Origin of the sequence: Micromonospora sp. LOL_023 (assembly GCF_048060115.1) — a bacterium.
Taxonomy (GTDB): Bacteria; Actinomycetota; Actinomycetes; order Mycobacteriales; family Micromonosporaceae; genus Micromonospora_E.
This window is the reverse complement of the sequence record NZ_JBHMIM010000017.1, coordinates 85,769-111,761: the sequence shown is the minus strand read 5'-3', so window position 1 is coordinate 111,761 and position 25,993 is coordinate 85,769. Positions and strand designations below refer to the sequence as shown.

Sequence of the window (25,993 nt, the reverse complement as noted above, 5' to 3'; positions counted from 1 at the left end):
ACCGAGGCAGCAATTTAGCCATCGCAACTCCTTGATCAACTCAGGTGTTGCGACGACCCCCTGAACCCAAGGAGGTTTTAGGGTATCTGGCGCTCACATTGATCTTTAGAGCGTCAGCCGGTGGGTGAGTGCGGTGTGCCGGCGGCCGGCTCCGGCGGTGCGGACCGCGATCGCGATCGCCTTGCGGGAGCCGACCAGGACCACGAGCTTCTTCGCCCGGGTCACCGCCGTGTAGAGCAGATTGCGCTGTAGCAGCGTGTACGAACTCATGGTGACCGGGATGACCACCGCCGGGTACTCGCTGCCCTGCGAGCGGTGCACGGTGATCGCGTACGCGTGCTGCAGCTCGTCGAGTTCGTCGAACTCGTAGTCGATGTCCTCGTCCTCGTCGGTGCGTACCGTCAGTTTGCGGTCCTCGGTGCTGACCGCGGTGACCACGCCGATGGTGCCGTTGAAGACCCCGGCGGTGCCCTTGTCGTAGTTGTTGCGGATCTGGATGACCTTGTCGTTGATCCGGAACACCCGGGCGCCGTGCCGCCGCTCCGGCCGGTCGTCGCGGGGCGGGGCGAGCGCCTCCTGCAGGGCGACGTTGAGGTTGCCGGCCCCGGCCGGCCCCCGGTGCATCGGCGAGAGCACCTGGATGTCGCGGGCCGGCACCCGGAACTTGCGCGGGATTCGGCGGGCGACGATGTCGACCACCAGGTCGGCGACCGCTTCCGGCTCGTCGGCGGCGAACAGGAAGAAGTCGGCCATCCCGTCGGTACGGGGCTGTTCGCCGGAGTTGATCCGGTGCGCGTTGACCACCACCCCGGACTCCTGGGCCTGCCGGAAGATCCGGGTCAACCGCACCTGCGGTACGGCCGGTGCGGCGAGTACGTCGCGCAGCACCTCGCCGGCACCCACCGACGGCAGCTGGTCGACGTCGCCGACCAGCAGCAGATGGGTGCCGGGTGCCACCGCCTTGACCAGCTTGTTCGCCAGGATCAGGTCGAGCATCGAGGCCTCGTCGACGACGATCAGGTCCGCGTCGATCGGGTTGTCCCGGTCGTACGTCGGGTCGCCGCCGGGTCGCAGTTGCAGCAGCCGGTGCACGGTGGCGGCCGGATGGCCGGTCAGCTCGGTCATCCGCTTCGCGGCCCGGCCGGTCGGCGCCGCGAGGACGATCTTGGCACCCTTGGCCGCCGCCAGCGTGATGATCGACTTTACGGTGAACGACTTGCCGCAGCCCGGCCCGCCGGTGAGCACGGCGACCTTCGAGGTCAACGCCAGCCGTACCGCCTGCTCCTGCTCGGGGGCGAGGTCGGCGCCGGTGCCGGTGCGCAGCCAGGCCAACGCCCGGGCCCAGTCGACGTCGGCGAACGCCGACAGCCGGTCGGCGCGGTGGTGCAGCAGCCGCAGCAGGCTGCCGGCCAGCGAGCATTCGGCGCGGTGGAACGGCACCAGGTAGACCGCCGGAATGGTGCTGCCGTCGCTGGTCGGGTTCGGCACCGCCTCGCGTACCACGCCTTCCTCGGCGACCAGCGCGGTGAGCGCGTCGCGGACCAGCTCGACGCCGACGCCGAGGATGGTGGCCGCGTCCGTGCCCAGGTTGGGTTCCGGCAGGTAGCAGTGGCCGTTGTCGGCGGCCTCGGAGAGGGTGTACTGGATGCCGGCCTTGATCCGCTGCGGGCTGTCGTGCGGGATGCCGACCGCCTGGGCGATGGTGTCGGCGGTCTTGAACCCGATGCCCCAGACGTCGGCGGCCAGCCGGTACGGCTCGTTGCGGACGATCGAGATCGACGCGTCGCCGTACTTCTTGTAGATCCGGACGGCGAGTGAGGTGGTGACGCCGACGCCCTGCAGGAAGATCATCACTTCCTTGATCGCCTGCTGCTCTATCCAGGCCTTGGCGATCAGCGAGGTCCGCTTCGGCCCCAGGCCGGGCACCTCGATCAGCCGGGCCGACTCCTCCTCGATGACCCGCAGCGTGTCGGCGCCGAAGTGGGCGACGATCCGGCCGGCCATCTTCGGGCCGATACCTTTGATCAGACCGGAACCGAGGTAGCGCTCGATGCCCTGAATGGTGGCCGGCAGCACGGTCGTGTACGAGTGGACCTCGAACTGTCGACCGTACTTCGGGTGCGACCCCCAGCGGCCGACCAGCCGGATGCTTTCCCCCGGCTGTACGCCGAGCAGTGAGCCGACCACGGTCAGCAGGTCGGTGCCGGAACGGTCGGTGGCGACCCGGGCGATCGTGTAGCCGGTCTCCTCGTTGGCGTAGGTGATCCGTTCGAGGACTGCTTCCAGCACCGCCCCGCCGCCGGGACGCACCGCCGGCTCGCCCGGCCGGCCGGTGGCCGGCCGGGGTGACTGGCCGGTGGTCGGCCCGGGTGACTGGCCGGTGGCGGCTGCCGGGGCGGTCGCGGGTGGTCCGGTGGTCGCGGTCACCGGACGATTATCCGACGTGCGCGATCCGTCCGAGCTTGCCGGTACGTGGCAGACTGCCGATCGACGGCCACCGGGCTTTGTCGCCCGCGCCACCCACTCACCCCTTCGCAGAAGAGGCCCGCGAGCCATGGACCAGCAGTACCTGCAAGCACAGCAGCAGTTGCACGTCCGGCAACGTATCCGGTTGATGGTCAACCAGTACGAGGTTTGCGCGGTCGGGCCGGACGGCTCGGTCGGGCAGTTGCTCGCCTTCGCCCAGCAGAAGCGGCTGGCGTTCCGGGAACAGGTGACCATCTACGCCGATGACCAGCGGCAGCAACCGCTGCTCGGGTTCAAGGCCCGGCAGATCATCGACCTCGGTGCCACCTACGACATCACGGACGCCGCCGGTGCGCCGATCGGGCTGTTCCGCAAGGACTTCGCCCGGTCCCTGCTGCGCTCGACGTGGCACGTGGAGCAGCCCGGCCTCGGCACGGCCACCGGCGCCGAACGCAACCAGGTGGTGGCCATTCTGCGCCGCTTCACCGACCTGCTCTCCTGGCTGCCGTACCACTTCGACTTCGTCCTCGGCGACCAGCCGGCCTTCTCCGTGGTGCGCAAGTGGGGGCTGCGGGACAGCTACCTGGTCGACATCCACAACCCGCACCTGGACCGGCGGGTGGTGATCGCCATGGCCGTGGCGCTCGACGCCCTGCAGTCGCGGTGACCGTCACGTCGAGCCGAAATGGACGCTGAGCGGTCTGCCCGATGAACAGTCGCCAGTGGAGTGTGTCCCGGTCCGGCCGCGCCGGGCCGGGGCAGCTGGAGATGAGTGGGCCTCACTAAGATATCGATTTGTGACGGCCGGATGTGGCGAAGCCACCACTAGTCTGGGCCAGCGGCTGAGACAGACCCGGGAGCACCACTTCGTCGGCCGGGCGGCCGAGCTGGCCCTGCTACGGCAGGCCCTGGCCCACGCACCGGAGCCGTTCAGCGTGCTCTACCTGCACGGACCCGGTGGGATCGGCAAGTCGACCCTGCTGCGTCACTTCGGTGAAGAGGCGGCGTCGGCCGGTCGGCGGGTGGTGCAGGTCGACGGTCGGCTGGTGAGCCCCTCGCCGGCCCGGTTCGAGAACGCCGCCGCTGCCGCCCTGTCCGACGAATCGGCGGTGCTGCTGGTCGACTCCTTCGAGTACTGCCAGGAGCTGGAAGACTGGCTGCGGAACAGGTTCCTGCCCCGGCTGCCGGAGTCCGTGCCGGTGATCCTGGCCGGACGCGGAGTCCCCGGTCCGCAGTGGCGCGCCGATCCGGCCTGGCGGGACCTGCTCAAGGTCGTCCCGCTGCGGAACCTGCCACCGGACCACGCGGTGGCGCTGCTCAACCGCCGTGGCGTACCGCCGGAGCTGCACGAATCGGTGCTGTCGTTCGCCGGCGGTCATCCGCTGGCGTTACGGCTCGCCGCCGAGGTCGCCGTCACCCATGACGTCGACGCCACCACCTCCTGGCGGCCCAGTCTCAACGTGGTGGAGACGCTGCTGACCCAGCTGATCGGGGAAACCCCGTCGGCGCAGCACCGGCACGCGCTGGAGATCTGCGCGCACGCCCGGACGACCACCGAAGGGCTGCTGCGGGCGGCGCTCGACGGCGACCCGGGGCCGATCTTCGCCTGGCTCCGGGAGTTGCCGTTCATCGAATCCGACGCCCGGGGTCTCTACCCGCACGACGTCGTGCGCGACGCCCTCGACGACGACCTGCGCTGGCGTGACCCGCAGGGCTACGAGAAGATGCACCGGCGGCTGCACAGCTACCTGCTGGAGCAGGCACTTGCCGCCACCGGGTCGGCCGTGCTCCCCGCCGTGGGCGCGATGGTATACCTGCAACGGCATGCCCAGGTGGTCCGCCGCTACTTCACCTTCGGCGGCGAGGGCACGGTCTACGAGGATCCGTACCGTGCGGCGGACCGGTCAGCGGTGCTCAAGCTGGCGGTCGAGGCGGAAGGAGCGGACTCGGCCGCGATCGTCGACTTCTGGCTGAGCCGCCGACCCGACGGCTGCCACGTCTACCGTAGCTCGGACACCGACGAGGTGGTGGCCTTCCTGACCTGGCTGCGGCTGACCGACCCGGACCCGGCCGAGTTGGACGTCGATCCGGTCGTCGCCGCGGCCTGGCACCACTGCCGATCCGCCGCACCACTGCGCGGCGGCGAGCACATCGGACTGGCCAGGTTCATGGTGTATCCACCGGCGTACCAACGGCCGTCCCCGGTCAGCGACCTGATGCAGATGCGGATGCTCGCGCACTTCCTGCACGACAAGGGGCTGGCGACGCACTACCTGGTGCTGCGGGACGTCGAGTTCTGGGCGCAGCATCTGGCCTACTTCGACCATCACCCGGCCGGCACGCCACCGCAGGTCGGTGGTCGTCCGTACCACGTGTTCTTCCACGACTGGCGGGTCACCCCGGTCATGCAGTGGCTTGCCCACAATCAACAGCAACTGTTGTACGGGCTGCAGCCGCGTCCGCCGCTGGCCGGCGCGGACCTGCTGGTGTTGTCCCGACCGGAGTTCGACGCCGCGGTCCGCTCCGCGATGCGCGCCTGGCGGCGCCCGGACGAGTTGGCGGCCAATCCGCTCACCCGTAGCCGGCTGGTGGCCGACCACGGTGGGGACGACCGCGTCGCGGCGCTGCGCGACGTCCTCGGTTCGGCGATCGACAGAATACGCGACGACACCCGGCTGCACCGGGTGCTGGTCACCACCTATGTGCACGGCACTCCCACCCAGGAGGCCGCGGCGGACCGGCTCGGCCTGCCGTACAGCACCTACCGGCGGCATCTGACCCGGGGGATGGAGCGGCTCAGCGACGCCCTGTGGGACCGGGAGTTGCGCGGCTGAGCGGGCCATCAGCGGGGTCGACGCGTTGATGGTGAAGGTCCGCGGCCGACGCCTCAACGCGCCGACACCTCAGCGTGCCGACACCTTGCCTTGTCTACACCTCACGCAGCCACAGCAGTTCGCATATCCGGTCGACCGCGCCGCGCAGGTGCCGCTTGTACGTGGTGGTGGCCAACCCGAGCCGAGCGGCCGCGGCATCCTGGGTGGTCGTCCCGGACAGGTAGGTGGCGACCAGCACGCGGTGCAGTTTCGCGTCGCGCGGATCGGCGTTCATCGACCGTGCGACCTCGACCAGCACCGCCCGCAGCGCCTCGGCGGGATCGACCAGGGACCCGTGGGCGGCGTCGGCCACCAACTTGCTGTTGACGAGCGGGTTGCCGCGCAACTGCGCCGGATGGCCCAGCTGTCGTAGCGCGGAGCGGACCGCCGCGTCGAACGCCGGCCGAGGTAGGACCGTCCGGGCCGACGCCGGCAGGGCCCCGCCGCTGGTGCGGGCCGAGGTGGCCGCTTCCGTGGTGGCCGACCCGCTCAGCGGCCAAGCGGTGACCCGACCCGCCCACATGTCCAGTGGGACCGCCCGCCAGTCGTGCGCGTACAGGTCGTACGGCCGGCCGGCGACGGTCGGGCGGGACCGGATCGGCAGGTGGTCGATGAACTCGGCGACCCCGACCGCCTCGTCCGCCAGCGTCAGGAACGACCAGGCCAGCCGCTGCGAGCGGATCCACCACTGCAGGGTACGGACGTGCATGAGGTCACGGACCGCGGCACGCAGCTGCTCCGGCAACGGATAACTGAACCGGGTGAGCAGGATGTGCTCGCCGGACCGGGGCGGAGCGGACGCGACGTGTGCCCACACCGCGGCGACGACCGGGTCGGCCGCGATCTCGTCCGGGTCGGCGGCGGTGAGTCGCAGTGTCACCTGGAAACCGGCGATGACGCCGTCGCGGGAGTGCCGGTACACGTCGAACGCCTCCGGCTGGCGGCGCAGCCAGTAGCCGACCAGGCCGTCGTCGTCGCCGGCTTCCCGGGCGATCCGCAGCAGCGTGTCACGGTCGGCGGGCAGCATCTCGTCCGGGAACACCGAGCCGCCGCCGTGGCGCAGCGCGACCGGTGCCATGACCGGGCTGTCCTGCAGGATGTGGTAGAGCGAGCGGACCGCCGGCAGCACCGCGTCACCGTTGGCGGCGCGGGCCCGCTGCAGCAGGTGCGCCGCCACCCGGGCGTGCATCACCTGGTAACCGTGCGGATCCCGCCACCGTAGATCCGTGTCGAGCACGCTGCGTACCACGTCGTGCGGCAGGACGCCGTCCTGGTCGCTTTCGACGAACGGCAGCCGGCGCAGCCAGGTGAACAGGTCGGCGGCCGGCTCGCCGACCACCGCCCGCAGTAGATCCTCGGTGGTGGTCAACGCGTGTGAGCAGGTTTCCAGGGCGAGTCTGTGCTGCGTCGACGGCACATCGCCGACGAGGTGGTGCAGCAGTGTGGCGACGACGTCCGGGGTCGGCGCCCAAGCGGTGACCGCGTCGTGGTCGCCGACGGCGACCGCCGCCGACAGGTTGAGGGCGAGCGGGTGGCCGCCAGCGAACCGCAGCACGGCGTCCCACAACTCAGGTGCGACGCCGCGGCGGTCGAGCAGCTCGGTTGCGGCGTCGCGCGGCAGCCCACCCAGCACGGCCACTCGCAGCACCCCGGACCAGCCAAGGTCGGCGTCCCACTCGCGGTCCGGTGCCTGCCGGCTGGCGATCACCACCACCACGCCCTCGGGGACGCGCGGCAGGAACCGCTCGCGCAGCCAACTCTCCAGGCCTTGGCAGCGTTCGAAGGTGTCCACCAGCAGCACCGCCGGGGCGCCGTTGAGGGCCGCGTACGTCGCCGCCGTGAAGCCGGCCGGTGACGGATCGATGCCGGTGCAGTCGACCTGGACCACGATCCGTCCGGTGTCGCGGGCCAGCACCGCGAAGCGACGCAGCAGCATCGACTTGCCGATGCCGCCCGGCCCGTACAGGTACCAGACCGGGTGGCTGCCGGGCGCGCCGGCGAGCGCGGCCCGGAAGGCGGCAAGTTCGGCGGTACGGCCGACGAACGCCTCGTCGCGGGCCGCACCCAGCCTGTCTGCCAGTCGAGCAGCCAACGCACCCCCCCAGTGAACCGGACTGAGGGAATACTACGGTGGGTCACCACCGGCGGCGCGTGCCTCCCTGGTCGCAGCGCTCAGCGGTAGCATTTCCTCGGTGGACGGCGAGATGATCGTTGCGCTGCGTACCCGGCCGCCACCAGCCCTCGGATGATCGTCGCGTCCACTGTGATCGCCACCGCCACGCGGGGGCTGAACATCTTCACCCCCGGGTGCGGGGGTCAAGACCGCTGGAGGGTCCTGGTCAAGAAGGCGCTGTTCGGGTCGTCCCGGTACGCGCCGAACGGGGCGCACGGGACGAAGCCGGCTTTCGCGTACAGCGATCGGGCGGGAGCGAAGAACTCCATGCTGCCGGTCTCCAACGAGATCCGCCGGATGCCGCGTGAGCGGGCGTCGCGGAGCAGATGGTCCAGGATTCGGCTGGCGATTCCCCGCCCGCGCAGGTGCGGCGCGGTACGCATGCTCTTGAGCTCTTCGTGGCCCGGCTCCACCGCCGCGAGTGCGCCGGTGCCGACGATCTCGCCCGCGTCGAGCGCGACCCAGAGTCGGACGCCCGGCTTGCGCAGCCCGTCCAGATCGAGCGCGTGCCGGCTCTCGGTGGGAGCGGTGGGCGCGATGTCGTCCAGGTGGGCCTGCAGAAACGCGTGCAGGCCAGGGTCGGTGAAGTCGGCGGGCTCGATACTCACTGGCATTGCCACATGTTGTCCTGACTGGGTGGTACGCCGAACTAGCGGACGAGTGTACCCGGTCTGCCGATCAGACCACGCGAGCACGGGAGTCGGATGAGAATCGGTGCAGCGCCACTGGCAGATCCAGGATCGCAAGTCGCTCGCCGCGTCCGCCGAACTCATCGGTCACCCGGTCATCCACGTGGTCGCCGCACTCGTCACGATCGCCGCGGTACCGCTCGCCCGCTCCCGCGAACTTCCTGGTGAGTGCAGTCGTCGGCGGCATCGCGTACCGTGCCGTGGGTGTCTGACACCGGATTCCTGCAGACCACCAGCGACTCGTACGACGCGATCGTCGACGAGTACGTCGAGTGGACGAAGTCCAGCTTGGATGATGCGCCGCTGGACCGCGCCATGCTGAGTCTGTTCGTCGAGCTGGTGCAGTCGACGGGCACCCGGGTGGTCGCCGATGTCGGCTGCGGGCCGGGCCGGGTCACTGTGCTGCTGGCCGAGCACGGTTTGGACGCGTTCGGCGTCGATCTGTCACCGGGCATGATCGGGTACGCCCGACAGGCGTACCCGAAGTTGCGTTTCGAGGTCGGCTCGATGCTCGACCTGGACCTGCCGGATGGCGGGCTCGGCGGGCTGCTCGCCTACTTCTCGATCATCCACCTGCCGTGGGAGCGGCGACCGGAGGCGTTCGCCGAGTTCCACCGCACGCTCGTCCAGGGTGGCTATCTGATGCTGGTCTTCCAGATCGGCGACGAGATCCGGCACCGGGACGAGTTCGAGGGCAAGCAGATCGACCTGAACTTCCACCGGCAGCGACCGGCCGAGGTGAAGCGGCTGCTGACCGAGGCGGGATTCATGGTCCTGGTGACCGTCGAGCAGACCCCACCGACCCCGGACGTTCAGCCGCTCGGCATCCTGATCGCCCGCAAGCCCTGATCGCACCTCTGCATCCCGGCACCCATGATCAATGTGAGCACTAGATACCCCAAAACCGCCGCGTAGCGTATCTGGCGCTCACATGATCTTGCGCGAGCCGGCGCACGCCGGGCTACCCGCAGGTCTGCTCCCGCGCTGCCCAGTCCCGAGCAGGTACGCGCGCAGCTGAGGGTGCTGGCCGAACTTTGCCAGGTTGCCGGCCACCACGATCGGGGAGCGGTGCTCGTTCCACACCTGCTGATCGAACCCGGCGACGCGACCGCCGAGCACCTTGGCGGCGTGGGGATGGGATGCGGCAAGGATCTGCTCGGCGACAGCCTGGTCGTCGAACAGGATCGCCTTTCGCCACATCATGTAGTGCTCGGCGGTGGCGAACGTGAGTCCGTCCGCAGTGAACTCCGCCGGCCACCACTGGCTCAGGCAGCCCGCGCCGACGCTGCCGTCACGTTCTGGCTGGTGCTTCCAGAAGAACAGGAACTTGACCCGGTCGCCGGACGCCACCAGGTCGGCGACGCTTCGAACCGGTGCCATCATGATCGCGAGTGTCTCCTGCCAGACCTCGACGACGCCAACCATTTGAACGGCGTACGGGCAGTTTGTCGCCTTCTGGTCGTCCGGAAGCCCAGATTGCCTGACCCGCTGTCCTGCGCGACCCCGCAATGGCCCCTACGCCGATGAGCCGGTCGATCTGCGCGGGCCGGATTCGAAGCTCCCGACGCGGAATCAGGATGGTGACGTGCGTCGCGGCGGTGCTGTCGAACCGGAGAATACGTGTGGGATCGAGCAGCACCAGATCGGCGGGCCCGAGTTCGGCATCGCCGCGTCCCTGCTCGATCCGCGTCCGGCCCCGGGTCATCACCTTGATCGCCAGGTTCTCGCCGTCGGAGGCGTCGCGCTCCCGCCCGATTCAGGCGCTCTCGGGTGTGTCGAGGGAGACCAGCCGCAGCGGCCCGCTCTGGTGCACGCGGTGGACGGATAGCGGTGCTGGTCGCCAGCTTCCGGACGGGCCGAGAAGCGCGCACCTCGGTCCGCCAGGTCTCGGTACGCCGTCGAGTGGAGTGCTCAGGCACGTTGTACGCGCGAATAACGTCCCTGAGCCCTCCACTCGAAGCGGCGTCGCCGAATCACGGCGTCGGTATCTGAACCTGCCGCCACGCGCCGCATCAGCGGTTGGAGGGGTCGAAGCCGTTCAGTGAGCATCCGCTCATGCTTGACCGGGCATCATGCACGTGACTGCGCGTCCGGGTGTCCGGCCAGCAGCTCGGCGCGACCCCCCCCGGACCTGCCCGGGTTGGCGAGGACAGGCCCGAGGGTGCACTCGTGGTCTGCGCCGGGAGTGGCCAGCGCCAGCGGTGGTCAGCGGTGGGTGCCGACCTGGGTGACGAAGGTCGACCAGGCGGTCGGGCCGAAGGTGAGGGTGCCGCCGGTGCGGTCCTTGCTGTCGCGGACCAGCACCCGGCCCGGCAGGTTGTCGGCGACCTCGACGCAGTCGCCACCATTGCTGCCGCTACGGGTGCTCTTGTGCCATTTTGGTGCGTCGCTCATGTTCATGGATCACCCTCAGGATCAGGTCGCGGGACAGATCACAGGGTAGCGCTCGCGCACAGATGGCCTCCCAGACAGTTGCCGCGTAGTGCACGTCCTTCATCCTGGTGCCGACCTCACCCTCAACCAGGGTATCGAGATATACCACCGGCGATCCGTCCGGAAGAGTGGCGATGGCAAAAGCGCCGGTGAGCCCAGCGTGGACGCCTGCAGAGAACGGGATCACCCGGACGTGTACGTTTGGCCTCCGGCCTACGTCAATCAGGTGCCTCAGTTGATCTTGCATCATCCGCATGCCGCCGTGATGTAGGGCCGCTTCTCCGAGGACTGCGGTCATCGTTACCGGGTCCGGGCGCTCCAGCGTCTTGACCTGCCTCTCCATGCGTTCCCTGGTCATCTCCTCGATCTGGAGAGGGCTGTGCGGACCGGCTGCGATCACCGTGCGGGCGTACTCCTCCGTCTGAAGCAGGCCAGGAATCAGGTTGGGCTGGAACGTGCGAAGGATGACCGCCCGCTCCTCGTTCTCCTTCCAGGACCGGAGCCATGGGGCCACGGCTTCGCCTCGGGCCTTGTCTGCGAGCTCCTGCAGCTCCTTTCCTGTGTCAAGAGATGCATCCAGGCCCTGCACAACTTCCGACGGTGGGACTGACCTTCCAGCCTCGTAGTTGCCGATCTGAGAGCCACTCACGAACACCTGGGCTCCAAGTGCATCCTGCGACAAGCCGTGAGCCAGTCGTTCACGGCGCAGAGCGTGTCGAAAGTCGTTTGTGTCGGACAACTTGGCGTTCCCCTCAGGTCTGTGGTCGGCAAGTGCTGTGCCCACATCTTCCGCCAAGTGAGGGTGCGCGTCCAGGGTGGATTTGCTAGCAGCAGAAAGTGGAGGTGGATTCGATGATCAAAAGGGTGGGGCCCGCTGGCGTCGATACCGACGTCGATGCCGGGCGGGTGTTGCGGCATGCGCAGGAGACCGCCGAAAAGCATCTGCCGCTGCGGATCGGCGAGTGCCCAGTGTGCGGGTCGGTGGCGTTCTGCGCGCCGTTCACCATGGCGTTGGCGATCCTCGACCGGCGCGACGTGTCGCGAGCCCGCCGAATCCGGACCGTGCTCACCGTCGCCGGGCTGTCGCCACCGGAGTTCCCGCACCAGCAGGCCGACGGTGACGGCAGCGGCGTCAACGGCAGCAGTTTCGGCGGAGATGAGGGGTGGTGCGAAATTGTCCGATGAACCGTTGATCAAGATCGGTGATGTGCTGCACCTGCTGGCCGACGACTGGGCGTACGGCGACAGTGCGGTCGTCATCAGGGTGTCGCATCTGCGGCACGGTCACGACATTCCACACGTGACCATGATTGCGATCATGGGCACCTTCGTCAGCGGCCCCCGCGCCGGCCAGATGATGCTGCTGTCGGTGCACAAACACGCCCTGCGGCGACCAGGAGTCGTCGAACGCGACGGCCGACCTGTGATCACCGCGTACCCGTGAATTTTCGAAAGGATGAATTGATCATGCGCAGACTTCTCTACCTTGTGCTGTTTCCCCGGCGTACCCGGCGGCAGTCCCGGCTGCTCGCCAGCCTCGCCGACCAGACCCGGCCGCCGACCCGGTCCGTCGCCGCGTCGCGTCCGCCGGTGCGCCGCAGCCCGAACGCCGTCGGCCACTACTACGGCCGTCCGGCGCGGCCGTCGATCAGCCCCGGCCTGGTTCGCGACCGCTGGTTCGCCCAGCGCACCCGGCGCGGTTGCGACCCGACGGAGGTACGCGACTTCCTGCACGTCGTCGCCGACGAGTTGACCGCCCTGCGGGCCGAGTTGGCGGCCACCCGGGACGAGAACATCCGGATCAAGCAGGCGTTGCGGGACTGGCAGTCGCGGCAGTTCCAGGCAGTGTCGTGATGGTCGCCGTGGTGCTCGCCGCGGTGGTCGCGTTGCTGGTCGGCGCGGCGGCCGGGTTCAGCCTGTGTCGGCACCGGCACCGGTGCCCCGGCTGCGGACGTACCCTGACCTGCCCAGCCTGCCCGACCGGTCGGCCGCTGCGGGGCACGGCCAGCCGTCGTATCGGCCTGAGCGCAGACGGGTAGCGGAAAGTACGGCGGGCCGGGTCTGGGCCGCTGCACTTGCTGCAGTTGGAACAGTTAGATCAGTTGAGGAGGCTGTCGTGACGGATCTGCTGATGCGTGACGCCGAGGCTCTTCATCGTGCCCTTGCCGAGCCGGGCAGCGAGGTGAACGTGGCGTTGTCGAGGGAGACGGCCGAGTTGGTGTCGAGGCTGGTCGACGCCCGGGCGCGTGGCGAGGAGATCGTCGTTTCGCCGGCGAACTCCGAAGTGAGCCCGACCGAGGCCGCGGTCCTGTTGGCGATGTCACGCCCACAGGTTCGGAAGTTGATGGACCGAGGACTACTGGAATCCCGCAGGGTCGGCACCCACCACCGCATCAGGGTCTCCTCGATCAGGGCGTTCCTTGAGGCAGAGCGTGAGCGGCGGCGCGAGGCGATGGTCGAGCGGGCCGCCGTGCAGAACGAACTCGGTCTGACCGGATGAGCAGCACCGCTGGCGAGGCCGATCTGATCCGGGTCGTCCTCGCCGACGCGAACGTGCTCTACTCCCGGGTCCTGCGTGACTATCTGCTCTACGCGGCCGATCAGGAGATCATCGCCATCGCCGGGGTTGACCCGGTCGTGAGTACGGGCGACCTCGTCGGCGACCGGGAGAGTCTGGCCTTCGCCTCGGACAGCGCCAACGTTGTCATAGACCAGAATTCTAGCCGCGCCCAGCGCGACCAGCCGGGGTCAGGGAATCAGCACTTGTACGTGTGGGACGACCTGTTCAGCAGTAAGCCGACACGTTGTGGCGTAGACCCCAGGCATTCTGTAACAGGGTATCGGTTGCCCCGGTATAGGTGATCTCGGCTGCCATCAGGGCAGCGAACGCCGCGTGTGCGTCCGGCACTGCAAGCTGACCGCCGACGACTGCCTTGCGTAGGGTACGGATCACCTCAAATGGCATGTGCGCCGGAGCGAACCAGAGATCGTCAGATGTCAGGGCGGCGCGCGCCGCAGCGCCCTGACCGGTCGGGCTTGCCAGGGCGAGCACCATCACGTTGGCATCGACAACGATCACGAATCGTCCCGGCGATCACCCTCACGTCCGGCGCGGATGAGGTCTACCACGTCGTCCACGTCGAGGCTGAGACCCCGGTGGGTTGCCAGGTTGTCGAAGAGATGCTTGTTCCGCTCAGCGCGGAACTCACGTTCGAGGATGTCCCGGAGGTATGTGGTCAGTCGAGGCAGAACTCGTTGCCCTCGACGTCGCGCATCACGAGACAGGACTCGTTGAAGCCGTCGGCGGTCAGCAGTCGCACGCGTGCCGCGCCCAGCGCGACCAGTCGGGTGCATTCGGCCTCAAGCGCGGCCAGGCGCTCGTCGCCCACGAGCCCGGTGCCGACCCGTACGTCGAGGTGCACCCGGTTCTTGGTGGTCTTGCCTTCGGGGACCCGCTGGAAGAACAGTCGCGGGCCGACCCCGGACGGGTCGATACAGGCGAACGCCGAGCCCTGCCGATCGGGCGGCAGCGCCCGGCTGAACTCGTCCCAGCTGGCGAAGCCCGGTGGCGGCGGCGGTACGACGTACCCCAGCACCTCGCACCAGAACCGGGCGACGCGCTCCGGATCCGCGCAGTCGAAGGTGACCTGGAACTGTTTGACCGACGCCATCGGCTCACGATAGTCACGGTGTCGGCCGCCCGCCGCCCGGCCCGCCGTACCAGACGCGCAGCGTCCGGACTGCACGCCCAGCCGTGTCCCGGTGTTTGCGCCATTCGTCGAAGTGGCCGCCGATGTCGATGGTTCCAGCGGACCGTTTCACACGTCGTCATGCAGGAAACGCATGACGGGTAGGCTGGTGGCGTGCTCCCGAATCTGGATCTGCGGCTGGTCCGATACTTCACGGTGGTCGCCGAGCAGCTGAACTTCGCGCGCGCCGCCGAGCAGCTCCGAGTCGCGCAGCCCTCGCTGAGCCGGCAGATCCAGCGGTTGGAGGACGCCCTCGGCGTACGCCTGCTGGAGCGCACCACCCAGGGCAGCCGGCTCACCGCCGCCGGTGCAGCGTTCCTGCCGCGCGCCCAGCAGCTCCTGCACGGCGCTCAGCAGGCGGTGCTCACCGCGCGGGCGGCGGCGCCGGAGCACACCATCACCATCGGGTACGTCGACGATCTGGTCGTCACACCCGCCGTACGCGACCTGCGCCACCGGTTTCCCGACGCCCACGTCCGTACCCGCCACCTCGACACCCGGGACGCCGACGCACTGCTCAACCGGCAGGTCGACGCCCTGATCATCCGTACGCCGCTGCCGGTCCCGGCCGACGACCTCGACGTGACCGTCCTCTACGACGAACCCCGGGTCCTGGTCGTGCCCGCCGCGCACCGGCTGGCCGGAAAGGAGTCGGTGACCGTCGCGGACATCGCCGCGGAACCGCTGGTCGGCTGCACCGGCATGGGCGCCGACTGGACCGGCTTCTGGCGGCTCGAACCCCGCCCGGACGGCAGTCCCGCCCAGCTCGGTCCGTCGCTTGCCGACACCTACGACGACAAGCTCGAAGCCATCGCCGACGGCAGTGCCATCGCCGTCGTCCCGGCCGGTGACCGGCGGTTCAGCCTACGTCCAGACCTGGTCACCGTTCCGATCGACGAGGTCGAACCCTGCCGGGTCGTCATCGCCAACCGCGCCGGGGACACCAACCCGCTCGTCGCTGAGTTCGCCCGCTCCGCTGAGCGGCTCCTCGTTGGCTGACCCCGGGTCCCGATCGTCATGCGCCTGCCGCATGACGGGGTGCGAAACGGGTCTTGGACACGGCCGCCGGCAGGACGTTGGCTGGTCGTATGCCTGTCGACTACCGCTCACAGACCGTTCTGCTCACCGGGGCGAGCTCCGGGATCGGTGCCGCCTTCGCCAGGGCGCTGGCCGTACGCGGCGCGAACCTCGTGCTGGTCGCGCGGCGCGCCGACCGGTTGGCGTCGATCGCGGACGAGCTGCGCCGCACTGCTGATGTACGAATCGAGGTCGTCCCCACGGACCTGTCCAGTCCCGCTGCGCCGACCGAGATCCGCCGAGTGGTCGCCGAGCGGGGCGTCGAGGTGACAAGCCTGATCAACAATGCCGCGATCGGCTCCTTCGCCCTGTTTGCCGATGTGGACCCAACTCAGTCGACCGCCGAGGTCGCCGTTGACGTGATGGCACCGGTCGCGCTGACAGCGGCCTTCATGCCGCAGCTGACGGGTGCCGGCAACGGCTTCATCATCAACCTTGCCAGCGTGTCCGCGTACTTCCCGACTCCCCGGATGGCCGTCTACAGCGCTGCCAAGGCGTTCATGCTCAGCTTCACCGAATCACTATGGACGGAGCTGCGTGGCACCGGCTTGACGGTGTTCGCTGTCGCCCCCGGAGCCACCGGCACCGATTTCACGGCCGGGATGGGTCCGGACGCGGCGGTGCTGACCGCAGGGAAGGTGCGGGCCGCAGAGGACGTCGTCGCGACCGCGCTGCGCCACCTTGAGCTCCGGGATCCGGGCCCGATCGTCGTTGACGGCGGTGGCAACCGGCTCGGCGTGCTCGTGAGCCGATTCGTGAGTCGGCGCCGGGCCGCCCTGATGATGGCCCGCGTCTTCGACCCCGCTCGCCGCCCCCCGTCTCGCACGCCCGGTTGACGTGGGTGGGGGCGTTGCTGGGGGCAGACCGTAGCCCCACGGTGGAGCCTCCCCAGGAGCCACCTGCTACTCGAACGTCCAGAAGAAGTAGTAGACGTTGGGCGGGTTGCCGTACGCGCGGTACTGGCAGAGGTACGAACTCCACAGGTCGTTCTGGATCCCGTAGTTGCCGTACCAGTGGCAGAAGCTCAGATCACTGTAGACGTTGCGGAGCGTGCCACCCGGCGGGTCCGGGTAGTCCGCCGAGGCTGGGGCGGCGGTGGTCGCGAACAGGCCGGCCATGGCGATCATGAACGCCACCAGCAGGGTGGTCAGTCTTCGCATGCATCCTCCCATAGGGTCGGGGCACTCGCCGATCATCCGCCTGTCTCCAGGCATCACGAGATCGACGTATGACAATTTCATGATGCCATCGTGGCTGGCCCAGGGGAAGGCTTGGGCGCCGCAGACACATCACCAGCTCGCGGACGGCGAGCGGCATGACCTCGGTTATGCCTGCGACGAGTCGGGGGCGACCACGGCCAGCCTGGGGAAGTAGCTGCGGTACCGGGCGGAGTCCCGGGTGAGGAGCTGATAGCCGCATACTGCCGCATGGGCGCCGATGTAGAAGTCGGCGATCGGCGAGCTCTTGGTGCCACCCTGCCTGCGGTACTTGACATATGCCTTCCCTGCCAGGAAACCCGCAGGGTAGGGCAGTTGTTCACGGAGAAAATCCGATGCCGGGATGACCTCGTCCAGATCCTCGATGCGGTCGAACCGTACCGAGATCTCGGCGTACACGATCGGGTTGATCACGAGCATGCCTGCGTCGCGGGCGGCGGCGAGCGCTGCACCGGACCACTGTGACCACGTCGGATCCTCGGTGAGGATGTCGAGCAGGACGTTGGAGTCGACCAGGGTGGCGGTCCCGTTCGAATGCCTCTCGGGCACCGCCCGGAGCCGTTCATTCGCCACGCAGCAACTCCATGAGCTGGTCCGTGGTCATGCCCTGCGTCTCGCGTGCGGTGCCCTGCCCGCGTAGATGCCGCACAAGCCGTTGTCCTCTGGAGAGGGCGCCGTCGACCCGCACGATTCGCAGCGCGCCGCCCTCCTCGACGACCTCGATCTCGTCGCCTTCATGCAGGCCGTGTTTGGCGCGCAGCGGCGCAGGGATGGTCACCTGACCCTTGCTGTTCAGCTTCACCGTGCCTCCATGTGTCACGTATTACTTGTACTACGTAATACTAGCGGTTGGGTTCAGGGCTGCGAGGGGCTTCCTCCCCTCCCCTGGGTTCCAGTCGCAGGGCGGGGGTCGAGGTCAACCCCTGACTGACTTGACTTTGTCGCATGTTATGACTCATGGTTGTAAGACAAAGCTTGCGACTATGGAGGTGGTGGCGATGCGCCAGGCAGAGCACAGCGAGACCAGGCAGTGGCTGGACCGGCACGGTCTGACCGGGGCCGAGCCGACGCCGCTGCTGGCGAGGCGGCTAGCCGTGCGACGGCGGGCCAGGCTCGTCGGCGACATCCTGCTGGCCGCGTTCCTGATCGGCGCGGCACTCACCCACGCGACGGGCCGGGCCACCGACACGGCGTACTCCTGGCTGCCGTTGCTGGTGCTCACCGCGCTGGTGGTCGGCATGCTGGTGGTGCAGTGGCTGCTCCGCGAATGGGTCCGCCGCGTCGACCGGCGAGCCGGCGCGCAACTGCCCCGGCGGGTGGCCCACCCGGTCGGGTTCGGCTGGCCGGCGGTGCTCGGCCGACCGTACGCCGTCTTCACGGTCGCCGCCTACACCGGTGCGCTGGCGCTCGCGGTGAGCGTACTGCCGGTTTCCGACCCGGTGCTGCGGGCCGGGGCCGCTGTCGTGTTGATCGGCCTCGTCGGTGCCGGCGCCGGCATGATCATGCAGCTGCGTCAGGTGCTGACCAGCCCGGCCGTCGCCGAGGACGAGGCTTCGCTCACGGCAGACGTCGTCATGCGGGTCGAGGACGCGCGCGCCCTCGTCACCCCCAGCCTGGTCTGGTCGCTGCCGGCCATCTTCCTGTACGGCGAGTCGCTGGGCTGGTGGAACGCGGTCGCTGTCGGACTCGTCGTGGCCGGTGCCGTCGCGTTCGGTCTGGTCCAGACCCGGACCATGGCTGTCGGGGTGACCGCACGGCAGGCCATGATCGTCCGATGATCGTCATCGACGCCGCCTCGCCGACGCCGCCGTACGAGCAGCTCCGGGCCCAGCTCGCCCGGCAGATTCAGGAGCGGTCGCTCGCCGTCGGCACCCGGCTGCCGACGGTCCGCCGGCTCGCTGCCGACCTCGGTCTCGCCGTGAACACCGTCGGTCGGGCGTACCGGGAATTGGAGGAGGCCGGGTTGATCGAGACCCGTGGGCGGGCCGGTTCGTTCGTCTCGGCCGGTGGCGAACAGGCATTGGAGCAGGCCCGCCGGGCCGCCCACGACTACGCGACGGTTGTCGCCAGGGCCGGCATCGACCCCGCCGAGGCGGTCCGGATCGTCCGAGCGGCCCTGGGTCATCCATCGACACCGTGAATCGTGGAGCTCCCCAGGACCCTGGACCATCCGCTAGTCGAACGTCCAGAAGAAGTAGAGGACGGAGTTCGGGCCGCTGCCGTACTGGCGGTACTGGCAGAGGTAGGAACTCCAGGTGCCGTTCTGTACCCCGGAGGAACCGACCCAGTGGCAGAACTGCAGGTCACTGTAGACGTTGCGAAGCGTGCCGCCCGAAGGATCCGGGTAGTCCGCCGACGCCGGGACGGCGGTGGTCGCGAACAGGCCGCCCATGGCGATCAGGAACGCCACCAGCAGTGTGGTCAGTCTTCGCATAGGTACTCCCATCGGGTCGGGGCACTCGTCGAGGTTCTCCGGGTGCCTCATGTATCGACGTGTGGCGATGGGATCATCTCACAGGGGTTGGTGCGAGGGAAGATCAGAGTGGCGCGTGACCGGGGCCCGGGGCGATCAGAACGACACGATGATGCCGACCAACGGCGGGCGGCGGAGCCGCAGCAGGCGAGCGAACCAGTTCCCCGCCCGTGACATGACGTACCGCCGGGCCAACAGCTTGCGGGCCAGTGCCGTCCCGGTGTCGTCGAGCAACCGGGCCGTTCCCGTCACGCTCGGCGCGTCCGGTGCCACCGCCCCGCGGAAGGAGCACGGCTGCACCCGCACCTGCGGGTCGTTCCGGATCCGCTTGACCTTGCCCGAGCCCGCTTCGGTCACGATCCAGAGTTCGCCACCGTGCGGTACGTGCCAGACCGGAGTGGGCACCGGGGTGCCGTCCTTGCGGTAGGTGGTCAGACTGACGTACCGGCTTCGGGTGATCTCATCGGCCACAGTCACCGGGCGAGCGTAGCGACTCGCGCCCGCCAGCGTCCGCAAGGTCGAGTCTGTGGTCCGGGGCGTTTGTGGGCTCTGGCGGGCCGCCCGCTCCAGGTGGCCCTTGGTTCGGCAGGTGGCGACCATGGCCGGGGTGAGCTCGGCCTGCGGTTTCTCCCCGCGATCTGTCCCTTACGCGAAGTATTCCGACCACATGATGATCAGCTTGGCATGGAACTGAGCGTAATGGATATTGATATGACCATGTGACAGGTGGTGCAGTTGTGCACACTAGCGAAGTCCTCCCCACCCCCAGGAGGTCCATATGCGATTCCGCCCACCAACTGCGAACAGCCCCGGCTCGTGGCGCAGGACCACCGTCCTGCTCGTCGCCACTGTCGTCGGGCTCTTCGCCATCGTGACCGGCCCGGTATCCGCCGATCCCAAGCCGGCCGGTGTCGACCGCGACTCGATCGCCGGCCCGTACCGGGTCCTCGGGCCGCGTACCTTCGCCGACCGCGACGCGGTGGCGAAGACCGGTGCCGCCATCGACTACATCGAACACGGCGTCCTCAACATCACCGCGACCCGCAACGAGGTCAAGGCGATCCAGACGCTCGGCTTCGACGTCGAGGCGGTACGCGCCCCGGTCACCGAGCCCGGCGACGTGGGCGCCCTAGACTTCCCGCCGTCGGACTCGGCGTACCACAACTACGCGGAGATGACCGCCGCGGTGAACAAGGTGGTCGCGGACCACCCGACCATCGCCCGCAAGGTCAGCATCGGTACGTCGTACGAGGGCCGGGACCTGATGGCGGTGAAGATCTCCGACAACGTCGCCACCGACGAGAACGAGCCGGAGATCGTGTTCAACTCGCAGCAGCACGCCCGCGAGCACCTGACCGTCGAAATGGCGATCTACCTGCTGAACCTGTTCACCGACAGCTACGGCAGCGACTCGCGAATCACCAACATCGTGAACAACCGCGAGTTGTGGATCATCCCGAGCGTCAACCCGGACGGCAGCGAGTACGACATCGCCACCGGCTCCTACCGGTCCTGGCGTAAGAACCGGCAGCCGAACAGCGGTTCGTCGTTCGTCGGCACCGACCTCAACCGTAACTGGGGCTACCTGTGGGGCTGCTGCGGCGGATCCTCCGGCTCCCCGTCGTCGGACACCTACCGCGGCCCGTCGGCGTTCTCCGCGCCGGAGACCCAGGCGCTGCGCAACTTCGTCAACAGCCGGGTCGTCGGCGGCACGCAGCAGATCAAGGCCAACATCGACTTCCACACCTACTCGGAGCTGGTGCTCTGGCCGTTCGGGCACACCACGGCCAACACCACCACCGGGATGACCGCCGACCAGTACAACACCTTCGCCACGATCGGTGGTCAGATGGCGGCCACCAACGGATACACCCCCGAGCAGTCGTCGGACCTGTACATCACCGACGGCAGCAGCATCGACTGGATGTGGGCGCAGCACGGAATCTGGGCGTACACCTTCGAGTTGTACCCCAGCGGTGCCGCCGGCGGCGGCTTCTACCCGCCGGCCTCGGTGATCACCCGGGAGACCACCCGCAACCGGGACGCGGTGCTGATGCTCAGCGAGTACGCAGACTGCCCGTACCGGGCGATCGGCAAGGAGTCCCAGTACTGCGGTGGCGGCCCTGTCGACCCGCCGGGCACCACCGTCTGGTCGGACACCTTCGAGACGGCGACCGGCTGGACCACCGACCCGAGCGGCTCGGACAGCGCCAGCACCGGGCAGTGGGAGCGGGGCGTGGCCCAGGCGACCAGCTCCGGCGGTGCCTTGCAGCTGACCGCGTACCAGGGCAGCAACAGCCTGGTGACCGGCCGGCTGGCCGGCAGCTCCGCTGGAACGTACGACATCGACGGCGGCGTCACCAGCGCCCAGTCGCCGGCGGTCTCGCTGCCGTCGAGCGGCACACTCACCCTGTCGCTCGCCTGGTATCTCGCCCATCTGAACAACTCGTCGTCGGCCGACTACTTCCGGGTCAGCGTCGTGCACAGCGGCGGCACCACCACGCTGTTCAACCAGGCCGGCGCGGCGAGCAACCGCTACGGCTCCTGGTCGACCGGCAGCTACAACCTGACCCCGTACGCGGGTCAGTCGGTGCGCATCCTGGTCCAGGCGGCGGACGAGTCCACCGCCAGCCTGGTCGAGGCGGCCATCGACAACGTGACGATCACCAGGTCCTGACACGCCAGCTCTGACACACCAGCTCCGGACCACCGGCCCAGGGCCGTCGTGCGGCGAACATCACCGTACGGCGGCCCTGAGCTGTCGGGATGTCCGCGATGCGGCCCCGGTGGGTTACCGTGCTACCGACCGCCCCGTAGCGAAGCCGGTGCGAACCCGGCGCTGTCCCGCAACTGTGATGCCCCGGTCGACTCACGACCGCGGCGAGCCAGGTCGCCTACGGCGTTGTCGCGAGAACCGCGCTCTCGAGGAAGGGCGCCTCGTCACCTGGCCGGGGCCGGCCCAGCACCACCACCCCGACCTGTCGGCGAAGCAGCACCCCTCGACCGACAGGAGGACCAGACCATGAGGACACCCCACCCGTTGCGGCCGGCGATGCTGCGTACCGCAGCGGTCGCGACCGCCGTCACCCTCGCCCTCGCCGGCTGCGGCCAGGCCGGATCCGACGGGTCCGACGACGCGCAGCCCGGCCTCAGCCCGGAGGCTGCGGCCAGCTTCCCGGTCACCGTCGGCGAACTGACCCTCGACGTACGCCCGGAGCGGATCGTCTCGCTGTCGCCGACCGCGACCGAGATGCTCTTCGCGATCGAGGCCGGTGACCAGGTCACCGCCGTCGACGACAACTCCAACTATCCGGCCGAGGCACCGACCACCGACTTGTCCGGGTTCACCCCGAACGCGGAGGCGATCGCCACCTACGAGCCCGACCTGGTGGTGCTCTCCGGTGACACCAACGGGGTCGTCGCCGGGCTGACCCGCCTGTCGATCCCGGTGTACCTGGCCGACGCGGCGGTCACCCTGGACGACACGTACCGCCAGCTCACCGAACTTGGTGCGCTGACCGGGCACCCCGACGCGGCGGCCGACCTGGTCGGGACGATGCGGTCGGAGATCGACAAGCTGGTCGCCGACGCGCCGGAGCTGGCCGAGCCGCTGAGCTACTACTACGAGCTGGACCCGACGTTCTACACGGTCACCAGCCAGACCTTCGTCGGCTCGCTGTTCGCCATGGTCGGCCTGACCAACGTCGCCGACCCGGCCGACCCGCAGGGGGAGGCCGGCGGTTACCCGCAGTTGTCCGCCGAGGCGCTGATCGACGCCGACCCGGACCTGATCTTCCTGGCCGACACGTTGTGCTGCCAGCAGAACGCCCAGACGGTGGCGCAGCGGGCCGGCTGGTCCACCATCACCGCCGTGCAGGCCGGTCAGGTCGTCGAGCTCAACGACGACATCGCCTCCCGCTGGGGGCCCCGGGTGGTCGACCTGATCCGGGCGATCGTCGACGCGGTCGACGCCGCAGTGTCCTGATATGTCAGACACGGCGGGCCCGCTGGCCGGTGCGGCCCGTCGGCGGCCCGGCAGGCCAGGGCCGGCGCCGTCGCCGTCGTCGGCGGCCCGTCGACGGCCCGGCCTGACCGTCGGCTGGTTCGCCGGCGCCGTCGTCGCCGTGGTGCTGGCGGTCGTCGCCGGGCTGGCGTTCGGCCCGGCCAGCCTGCCACCGCTGGCGGTCGCCGTCGAACTGCTCGACCTGCTTCCCGGCATGAAGCTCGACAGTGGACTCACCGAGCGGCAGGCGGCGATCGTCACCCAGCTGCGGCTGCCCCGGGTGGTGCTGGCGCTGCTGGTCGGCGGCATGCTGGCGCTCGCCGGCGGCTGCTACCAGGGAGTCTTCCGCAACCCGTTGGCCGACCCGCACCTGCTCGGCGTGGCGGCCGGTGCCGGCCTGGCGGTGACCGCGGTGATCGCGCTGCGTCCGGGCACCGGCGTGCTGACCGGGCTGCCGGTCACCGTGCCGCTGGCCGCCTTCGTCGGCGCGATCGGCGCCGTCGGGCTGACCTACCTGCTCGGTGCCGCCGGCGGCCGGGACCGCTCCACCGCGACGCTGATCCTGGCCGGGGTCGCCGTGTCGGCGTTCCTCGCCGCCGGCCAGACCTACCTGCTGCAACGCAACGTGGACACCATCCGGGAGGTCTACTCCTGGCTGCTGGGCCGGCTCGCCGCCGACGGGTGGCACGAGGTCCGGCTGATCGGCCCGTACGCGCTGATCACCGCCGTCGTGGTGCTGGCCCACCGCCGCGAGCTCGACGTGCTCTCGGTCGGCGACGAGGAGGCGGCCAGCCTCGGACTGCACCCGCAGCGGTCCCGCTACCTGCTGCTCGGCGCCGCGTCGTTGGGCACGGCGGCGGCGGTGTCGGTGTCCGGGCTGATCGGCTTCATCGGGCTGATCGTGCCGCACCTGGTCCGGCTGGTCGCCGGCAGCAGCTACCGGGTCATCCTGCCGCTGTCGATGCTGCTCGGCGGCGCCTTCCTCACCGTCACCGACGTGGTGGCCCGCACGGTCGCCGCGCCGGCGGAGATCCCGATCGGCGTGGTCACCGCCTTCTTCGGCGCCCCGTTCTTCGTGCTGGTGCTGCGTACCGCCCGCCGGGCGGTGGCGCTGTGACGCCACCATCGACCGGCACCGGTGCGCCGCCGGCCGGGGCACCCACGGTGATCGAGGCGCGTGACCTGCGGGTCCGCCTCGGCGGCACGCCGGTGCTCGACGGCGTCGACCTGACCGTGACCGCCGGCGAGTGGGTCGCGGCGATCGGCCCCAACGGTGCCGGCAAGTCGACCCTGCTGCGGGCGGTCGGCGGGCTGCTGCCGGCCACCGGCACGCTCGACCTGTTCGGTACGCCGATCGCCCGGCTCGGTCGCCGCGACCGGGCCCGGCTCGTCGCCACCGTCGTGCAGTCCCCGGTGGTGCCGGCCGGCATGGCGGTCGCCGACTACGTGCTGCTCGGCCGTACCCCGTACATCGCGCCGTTGGGCCGGGAGTCGGCGGCCGACCTGGCGGTGGTCGGCGACGTGCTGGACCGGCTGGATCTGACCGGGTTCGCGCACCGGCAACTGAGCACCCTCTCCGGCGGCGAGCGCCAGCGGGTGCTGCTGGCCCGGGCGTTGGCCCAGCACGCGCCGTTGCTGCTGCTCGACGAGCCGACCAGTGCGCTGGACATCGGTCACCAGCAGGAGGTGCTGGAGCTGGTCGACGAGCTGCGGTCCGACCGGGGCCTGACCGTGCTGGCCACCATGCACGACCTGTCGGTGGCCGGCGAATACGCCGACCGGCTGCTGATGCTGGCCGACGGCCGCGCCGTCGCCGACGGCACTCCCGCCGAGGTGCTCACCGAGGAGAACCTGGCCCGGTACTACCGGGCGCGGGTGCGGGTCCTCGCCGGGGAGCACGGCCCACTGGTCGTCCCGGTCCGCGACAGGTCAGTTCCCGGCGATCCGGATCACCGAGAAGAGCGCCCCCTGCGGGTCGTGGAGCACGGCGAACCGGCCGTGCGGCAGGTCGGTAGGAGCGACTGACACGGTGCCGCCGAGCGCGGTGGCGTGCTCGACGGTCGCGTCACAGTCGTTGACCGCGAAGTAGACCATCCAGTGCGCGGGCAGCTCGGCCGGCCAGTCCTCGCCGACCATCGGCATCATCCCGGCGACCGGCTGCTGCTCGACCAGCCATTCCGTGTACATGATCGGCGGGAACGGCGTGTCGCGGACCTCCCAGTCGAAGACCTCGCCGTAGAACTCCTTGGCACCTTCCGGGTCCCGGGTGGTGAGCTCGTTCCAGCACAGCGCCCCCGGCACGTTGGCCAGTTCGGCACCGGCCATGCCCAACGGCTGCCAGACGGCGAAGCTGGCCCCGGCCGGATCGGCGAAGACGGCGGCCCGGGCCCGATCGAGTACGTCGAACGGCGGCATCAGCACGGTGCCGCCGGCCGATTCGACGAGCTTCGCGGTGGCCTGCGCGTCCAGGGTGCCGATGTAGGTGGTCCAGGTCGGCGGCTGACCGCCGAGGGAGATCGCTCCGGCACCGGCGACGAGCTTGTCGTCCTTGCGGAACAGAGTGTATGCCTCGCCGTCCGGTTCGCCGGGCACGTCGGCGGTCCACCCGAACAGTTCACCGTAGAACCGGACCGTGCCGGCCAGGTCAGGAGTGCCGAGGTCCACCCAGGCGGGCACCCCGGCCGCGGCGACGGACATGGCTTCCTCCCTTTCCTGCTGGGATCGGCGGTGACCCCTGCTGACCGATCCTGGCACCCGGCCAGCGGCGGCCGGGCGACATTCGCCGAAGCGGCGGCGTCGCGACACCGCCGCAGCAACGGTACGGAGACATTCGCCGCACC

The 25,993-nt window shown here is 69.5% G+C and carries 31 protein-coding genes and 1 riboswitch; of the genes, 16 read left to right on the top strand and 15 right to left on the bottom strand.

Annotated features, from left to right (window positions below):
- Window positions 1–105 precede the first annotated feature (105 nt).
- Window positions 106–2,310: an ATP-dependent RecD-like DNA helicase gene (locus ACFHVL_RS12060; RefSeq protein ID WP_416627727.1), complete on the bottom strand. Its 2,205-nt coding sequence runs from the start codon at window positions 2,308–2,310 to the stop codon at window positions 106–108.
- A 244-nt stretch (window positions 2,311–2,554) separates the two neighbouring features.
- Between ACFHVL_RS12060 and ACFHVL_RS12055 the strand changes: the two genes are divergently transcribed.
- Window positions 2,555–3,133, top strand: a complete 579-nt coding sequence (locus ACFHVL_RS12055) for a hypothetical protein (RefSeq protein WP_416627715.1) — start codon at window positions 2,555–2,557, stop codon at window positions 3,131–3,133.
- A 130-nt stretch (window positions 3,134–3,263) separates the two neighbouring features.
- Window positions 3,264–5,300 (top strand): AAA family ATPase, encoded by a 2,037-nt coding sequence (locus ACFHVL_RS12050; protein WP_416627714.1) that lies wholly within the window; start codon window positions 3,264–3,266, stop codon window positions 5,298–5,300.
- A 94-nt stretch (window positions 5,301–5,394) separates the two neighbouring features.
- Here the strand turns inward: ACFHVL_RS12050 and ACFHVL_RS12045 are convergent, their stop codons facing one another.
- Both ACFHVL_RS12045 and ACFHVL_RS12040 read right to left on the bottom strand, forming a co-directional pair.
- Window positions 5,395–7,431, bottom strand: coding sequence for an AAA family ATPase (locus ACFHVL_RS12045; RefSeq protein ID WP_416627713.1), 2,037 nt, complete (start codon window positions 7,429–7,431; stop codon window positions 5,395–5,397).
- Window positions 7,432–7,655: 224 nt separating this feature from the next.
- Window positions 7,656–8,126 (bottom strand): GNAT family N-acetyltransferase, encoded by a 471-nt coding sequence (locus ACFHVL_RS12040; RefSeq protein WP_416627712.1) that lies wholly within the window; start codon window positions 8,124–8,126, stop codon window positions 7,656–7,658.
- Window positions 8,127–8,405: 279 nt separating this feature from the next.
- On the opposite strand from ACFHVL_RS12040, the gene ACFHVL_RS12035 reads away from it, so the two are divergent.
- Entirely contained in the window at window positions 8,406–9,050 is a 645-nt protein-coding gene (locus ACFHVL_RS12035; RefSeq protein WP_416627711.1) for a class I SAM-dependent methyltransferase, read from the top strand.
- 78 nt (window positions 9,051–9,128) lie between these two features.
- Here ACFHVL_RS12035 and ACFHVL_RS12030 read toward each other — a convergent pair whose 3' ends face one another.
- From ACFHVL_RS12030 to ACFHVL_RS12015, 4 genes are all read right to left on the bottom strand, one after another.
- A complete protein-coding gene (locus tag ACFHVL_RS12030) occupies window positions 9,129–9,581 on the bottom strand; it encodes an NADAR family protein (RefSeq protein ID WP_416627726.1) in 453 nt (150 codons plus the stop codon).
- Entirely contained in the window at window positions 9,493–9,915 is a 423-nt protein-coding gene (locus ACFHVL_RS12025; RefSeq protein WP_416627725.1) for a hypothetical protein, read from the bottom strand. The genes ACFHVL_RS12030 and ACFHVL_RS12025 overlap by 89 nt, the downstream gene beginning before the upstream one ends.
- Window positions 9,916–10,406: 491 nt before the next feature.
- Window positions 10,407–10,601: a DUF397 domain-containing protein gene (locus ACFHVL_RS12020; RefSeq protein ID WP_416627710.1), complete on the bottom strand. Its 195-nt coding sequence runs from the start codon at window positions 10,599–10,601 to the stop codon at window positions 10,407–10,409.
- On the bottom strand, window positions 10,558–11,418 hold the full coding sequence (locus tag ACFHVL_RS12015; protein ID WP_416627709.1) for a helix-turn-helix domain-containing protein: 861 nt from the start codon (window positions 11,416–11,418) through the stop codon (window positions 10,558–10,560). The genes ACFHVL_RS12020 and ACFHVL_RS12015 overlap by 44 nt, the downstream gene beginning before the upstream one ends.
- Before the next feature lie 68 nt (window positions 11,419–11,486).
- Between ACFHVL_RS12015 and ACFHVL_RS12010 the strand changes: the two genes are divergently transcribed.
- The 5 genes from ACFHVL_RS12010 (at window position 11,487) to ACFHVL_RS11990 (ending at window position 13,134) form a co-directional block, all read left to right on the top strand.
- Window positions 11,487–11,819: a hypothetical protein gene (locus tag ACFHVL_RS12010; protein ID WP_416627708.1), complete on the top strand. Its 333-nt coding sequence runs from the start codon at window positions 11,487–11,489 to the stop codon at window positions 11,817–11,819.
- Entirely contained in the window at window positions 11,809–12,078 is a 270-nt protein-coding gene (locus ACFHVL_RS12005; protein ID WP_416627707.1) for a hypothetical protein, read from the top strand. The genes ACFHVL_RS12010 and ACFHVL_RS12005 overlap by 11 nt, the downstream gene beginning before the upstream one ends.
- Before the next feature lie 146 nt (window positions 12,079–12,224).
- On the top strand, window positions 12,225–12,488 hold the full coding sequence (locus ACFHVL_RS12000; protein ID WP_416627724.1) for a hypothetical protein: 264 nt from the start codon (window positions 12,225–12,227) through the stop codon (window positions 12,486–12,488).
- Window positions 12,485–12,673 carry a hypothetical protein gene (locus ACFHVL_RS11995; RefSeq protein WP_416627706.1) on the top strand — a complete coding sequence of 63 codons (189 nt, stop codon included), beginning with the start codon at window positions 12,485–12,487 and terminating at the stop codon, window positions 12,671–12,673. Before ACFHVL_RS12000 ends, ACFHVL_RS11995 begins: the two co-directional genes overlap by 4 nt.
- 77 nt (window positions 12,674–12,750) lie before the next feature.
- Window positions 12,751–13,134, top strand: a complete 384-nt coding sequence (locus ACFHVL_RS11990; RefSeq protein WP_416627705.1) for a helix-turn-helix domain-containing protein — start codon at window positions 12,751–12,753, stop codon at window positions 13,132–13,134.
- Between the two features lie 285 nt (window positions 13,135–13,419).
- Here the strand turns inward: ACFHVL_RS11990 and ACFHVL_RS11985 are convergent, their stop codons facing one another.
- Window positions 13,420–13,713 carry a VapC toxin family PIN domain ribonuclease gene (locus tag ACFHVL_RS11985; protein ID WP_416627704.1) on the bottom strand — a complete coding sequence of 98 codons (294 nt, stop codon included), beginning with the start codon at window positions 13,711–13,713 and terminating at the stop codon, window positions 13,420–13,422.
- 157 nt (window positions 13,714–13,870) lie between these two features.
- A complete protein-coding gene (locus tag ACFHVL_RS11980) occupies window positions 13,871–14,305 on the bottom strand; it encodes a VOC family protein (RefSeq protein ID WP_416627703.1) in 435 nt (144 codons plus the stop codon).
- A 192-nt stretch (window positions 14,306–14,497) separates the two neighbouring features.
- Between ACFHVL_RS11980 and ACFHVL_RS11975 the strand changes: the two genes are divergently transcribed.
- The gene (locus ACFHVL_RS11975) at window positions 14,498–15,382 is read left to right on the top strand and encodes a LysR family transcriptional regulator (protein WP_416627702.1); all 885 of its coding nucleotides are present in this window, start codon (window positions 14,498–14,500) and stop codon (window positions 15,380–15,382) included.
- 89 nt (window positions 15,383–15,471) lie between these two features.
- On the top strand, window positions 15,472–16,296 hold the full coding sequence (locus ACFHVL_RS11970; RefSeq protein WP_416627701.1) for an SDR family NAD(P)-dependent oxidoreductase: 825 nt from the start codon (window positions 15,472–15,474) through the stop codon (window positions 16,294–16,296).
- A gap of 66 nt (window positions 16,297–16,362) precedes the next feature.
- Here ACFHVL_RS11970 and ACFHVL_RS11965 read toward each other — a convergent pair whose 3' ends face one another.
- From ACFHVL_RS11965 to ACFHVL_RS11955, 3 genes are all read right to left on the bottom strand, one after another.
- On the bottom strand, window positions 16,363–16,620 hold the full coding sequence (locus ACFHVL_RS11965) for a hypothetical protein (RefSeq protein WP_416627700.1): 258 nt from the start codon (window positions 16,618–16,620) through the stop codon (window positions 16,363–16,365).
- Between the two features lie 165 nt (window positions 16,621–16,785).
- On the bottom strand, window positions 16,786–17,250 hold the full coding sequence (locus ACFHVL_RS11960; RefSeq protein WP_416627699.1) for a type II toxin-antitoxin system VapC family toxin: 465 nt from the start codon (window positions 17,248–17,250) through the stop codon (window positions 16,786–16,788).
- Complete coding sequence (locus tag ACFHVL_RS11955; protein WP_416627698.1) at window positions 17,240–17,479, bottom strand: AbrB/MazE/SpoVT family DNA-binding domain-containing protein; 240 nt, start codon at window positions 17,477–17,479, stop codon at window positions 17,240–17,242. The genes ACFHVL_RS11960 and ACFHVL_RS11955 overlap by 11 nt, the downstream gene beginning before the upstream one ends.
- Window positions 17,480–17,675: 196 nt before the next feature.
- Between ACFHVL_RS11955 and ACFHVL_RS11950 the strand changes: the two genes are divergently transcribed.
- A complete protein-coding gene (locus ACFHVL_RS11950; protein ID WP_416627697.1) occupies window positions 17,676–18,455 on the top strand; it encodes a hypothetical protein in 780 nt (259 codons plus the stop codon).
- Complete coding sequence (locus ACFHVL_RS11945; protein WP_416627696.1) at window positions 18,452–18,817, top strand: GntR family transcriptional regulator; 366 nt, start codon at window positions 18,452–18,454, stop codon at window positions 18,815–18,817. The genes ACFHVL_RS11950 and ACFHVL_RS11945 overlap by 4 nt, the downstream gene beginning before the upstream one ends.
- Window positions 18,818–18,850: 33 nt before the next feature.
- On the opposite strand, the gene ACFHVL_RS11940 is transcribed toward ACFHVL_RS11945, so the two are convergent.
- Window positions 18,851–19,111 (bottom strand): hypothetical protein, encoded by a 261-nt coding sequence (locus ACFHVL_RS11940; protein ID WP_416627695.1) that lies wholly within the window; start codon window positions 19,109–19,111, stop codon window positions 18,851–18,853.
- A gap of 135 nt (window positions 19,112–19,246) precedes the next feature.
- The gene (locus tag ACFHVL_RS11935) at window positions 19,247–19,627 is read right to left on the bottom strand and encodes a PPOX class F420-dependent oxidoreductase (protein WP_416627694.1); all 381 of its coding nucleotides are present in this window, start codon (window positions 19,625–19,627) and stop codon (window positions 19,247–19,249) included.
- 301 nt (window positions 19,628–19,928) lie between these two features.
- Here ACFHVL_RS11935 and ACFHVL_RS11930 point away from each other — a divergent pair, with 301 nt between their 5' ends.
- The 4 genes from ACFHVL_RS11930 to ACFHVL_RS11915 all read left to right on the top strand — a co-directional run bounded on the left by ACFHVL_RS11930 (window position 19,929) and on the right by ACFHVL_RS11915 (window position 25,178).
- Window positions 19,929–21,827: a M14 family zinc carboxypeptidase gene (locus tag ACFHVL_RS11930; protein ID WP_416627693.1), complete on the top strand. Its 1,899-nt coding sequence runs from the start codon at window positions 19,929–19,931 to the stop codon at window positions 21,825–21,827.
- A gap of 144 nt (window positions 21,828–21,971) precedes the next feature.
- Window positions 21,972–22,040, top strand: a riboswitch (cobalamin riboswitch).
- A 132-nt stretch (window positions 22,041–22,172) separates the two neighbouring features.
- On the top strand, window positions 22,173–23,135 hold the full coding sequence (locus ACFHVL_RS11925) for an ABC transporter substrate-binding protein (RefSeq protein WP_416627692.1): 963 nt from the start codon (window positions 22,173–22,175) through the stop codon (window positions 23,133–23,135).
- A 1-nt stretch (window position 23,136) separates the two neighbouring features.
- Complete coding sequence (locus tag ACFHVL_RS11920) at window positions 23,137–24,270, top strand: FecCD family ABC transporter permease (RefSeq protein WP_416627691.1); 1,134 nt, start codon at window positions 23,137–23,139, stop codon at window positions 24,268–24,270.
- 50 nt (window positions 24,271–24,320) lie between these two features.
- Window positions 24,321–25,178: an ABC transporter ATP-binding protein gene (locus ACFHVL_RS11915; RefSeq protein WP_416627723.1), complete on the top strand. Its 858-nt coding sequence runs from the start codon at window positions 24,321–24,323 to the stop codon at window positions 25,176–25,178.
- On the opposite strand, the gene ACFHVL_RS11910 is transcribed toward ACFHVL_RS11915, so the two are convergent.
- A complete protein-coding gene (locus tag ACFHVL_RS11910; protein ID WP_416627690.1) occupies window positions 25,083–25,850 on the bottom strand; it encodes a VOC family protein in 768 nt (255 codons plus the stop codon). The genes ACFHVL_RS11915 and ACFHVL_RS11910 overlap by 96 nt on opposite strands.
- Window positions 25,851–25,993: the final 143 nt, after the last annotated feature.

What these genes read in the sequence shown, in the direction of transcription:
- ACFHVL_RS12055 (WP_416627715.1), top strand. Translation starts at nt 2,555, where the DNA reads ATGGACCAGCAGTACCTGCAAGCACAGCAGCAGTTGCACGTCCGGCAA.
- ACFHVL_RS12040 (WP_416627712.1), bottom strand. Translation starts at nt 8,126, where the DNA reads ATGCCAGTGAGTATCGAGCCCGCCGACTTCACCGACCCTGGCCTGCAC.
- ACFHVL_RS12030 (WP_416627726.1), bottom strand. Translation starts at nt 9,581, where the DNA reads ATGGCACCGGTTCGAAGCGTCGCCGACCTGGTGGCGTCCGGCGACCGG.
- ACFHVL_RS12020 (WP_416627710.1), bottom strand. Translation starts at nt 10,601, where the DNA reads ATGAACATGAGCGACGCACCAAAATGGCACAAGAGCACCCGTAGCGGC.
- ACFHVL_RS12010 (WP_416627708.1), top strand. Translation starts at nt 11,487, where the DNA reads ATGATCAAAAGGGTGGGGCCCGCTGGCGTCGATACCGACGTCGATGCC.
- ACFHVL_RS11980 (WP_416627703.1), bottom strand. Translation starts at nt 14,305, where the DNA reads ATGGCGTCGGTCAAACAGTTCCAGGTCACCTTCGACTGCGCGGATCCG.
- ACFHVL_RS11970 (WP_416627701.1), top strand. Translation starts at nt 15,472, where the DNA reads ATGCCTGTCGACTACCGCTCACAGACCGTTCTGCTCACCGGGGCGAGC.
- ACFHVL_RS11965 (WP_416627700.1), bottom strand. Translation starts at nt 16,620, where the DNA reads ATGCGAAGACTGACCACCCTGCTGGTGGCGTTCATGATCGCCATGGCC.
- ACFHVL_RS11950 (WP_416627697.1), top strand. Translation starts at nt 17,676, where the DNA reads ATGCGCCAGGCAGAGCACAGCGAGACCAGGCAGTGGCTGGACCGGCAC.
- ACFHVL_RS11945 (WP_416627696.1), top strand. Translation starts at nt 18,452, where the DNA reads ATGATCGTCATCGACGCCGCCTCGCCGACGCCGCCGTACGAGCAGCTC.
- ACFHVL_RS11940 (WP_416627695.1), bottom strand. Translation starts at nt 19,111, where the DNA reads ATGCGAAGACTGACCACACTGCTGGTGGCGTTCCTGATCGCCATGGGC.
- ACFHVL_RS11930 (WP_416627693.1), top strand. Translation starts at nt 19,929, where the DNA reads ATGCGATTCCGCCCACCAACTGCGAACAGCCCCGGCTCGTGGCGCAGG.
- ACFHVL_RS11925 (WP_416627692.1), top strand. Translation starts at nt 22,173, where the DNA reads ATGAGGACACCCCACCCGTTGCGGCCGGCGATGCTGCGTACCGCAGCG.
- ACFHVL_RS11920 (WP_416627691.1), top strand. Translation starts at nt 23,137, where the DNA reads ATGTCAGACACGGCGGGCCCGCTGGCCGGTGCGGCCCGTCGGCGGCCC.
- ACFHVL_RS11910 (WP_416627690.1), bottom strand. Translation starts at nt 25,850, where the DNA reads ATGTCCGTCGCCGCGGCCGGGGTGCCCGCCTGGGTGGACCTCGGCACT.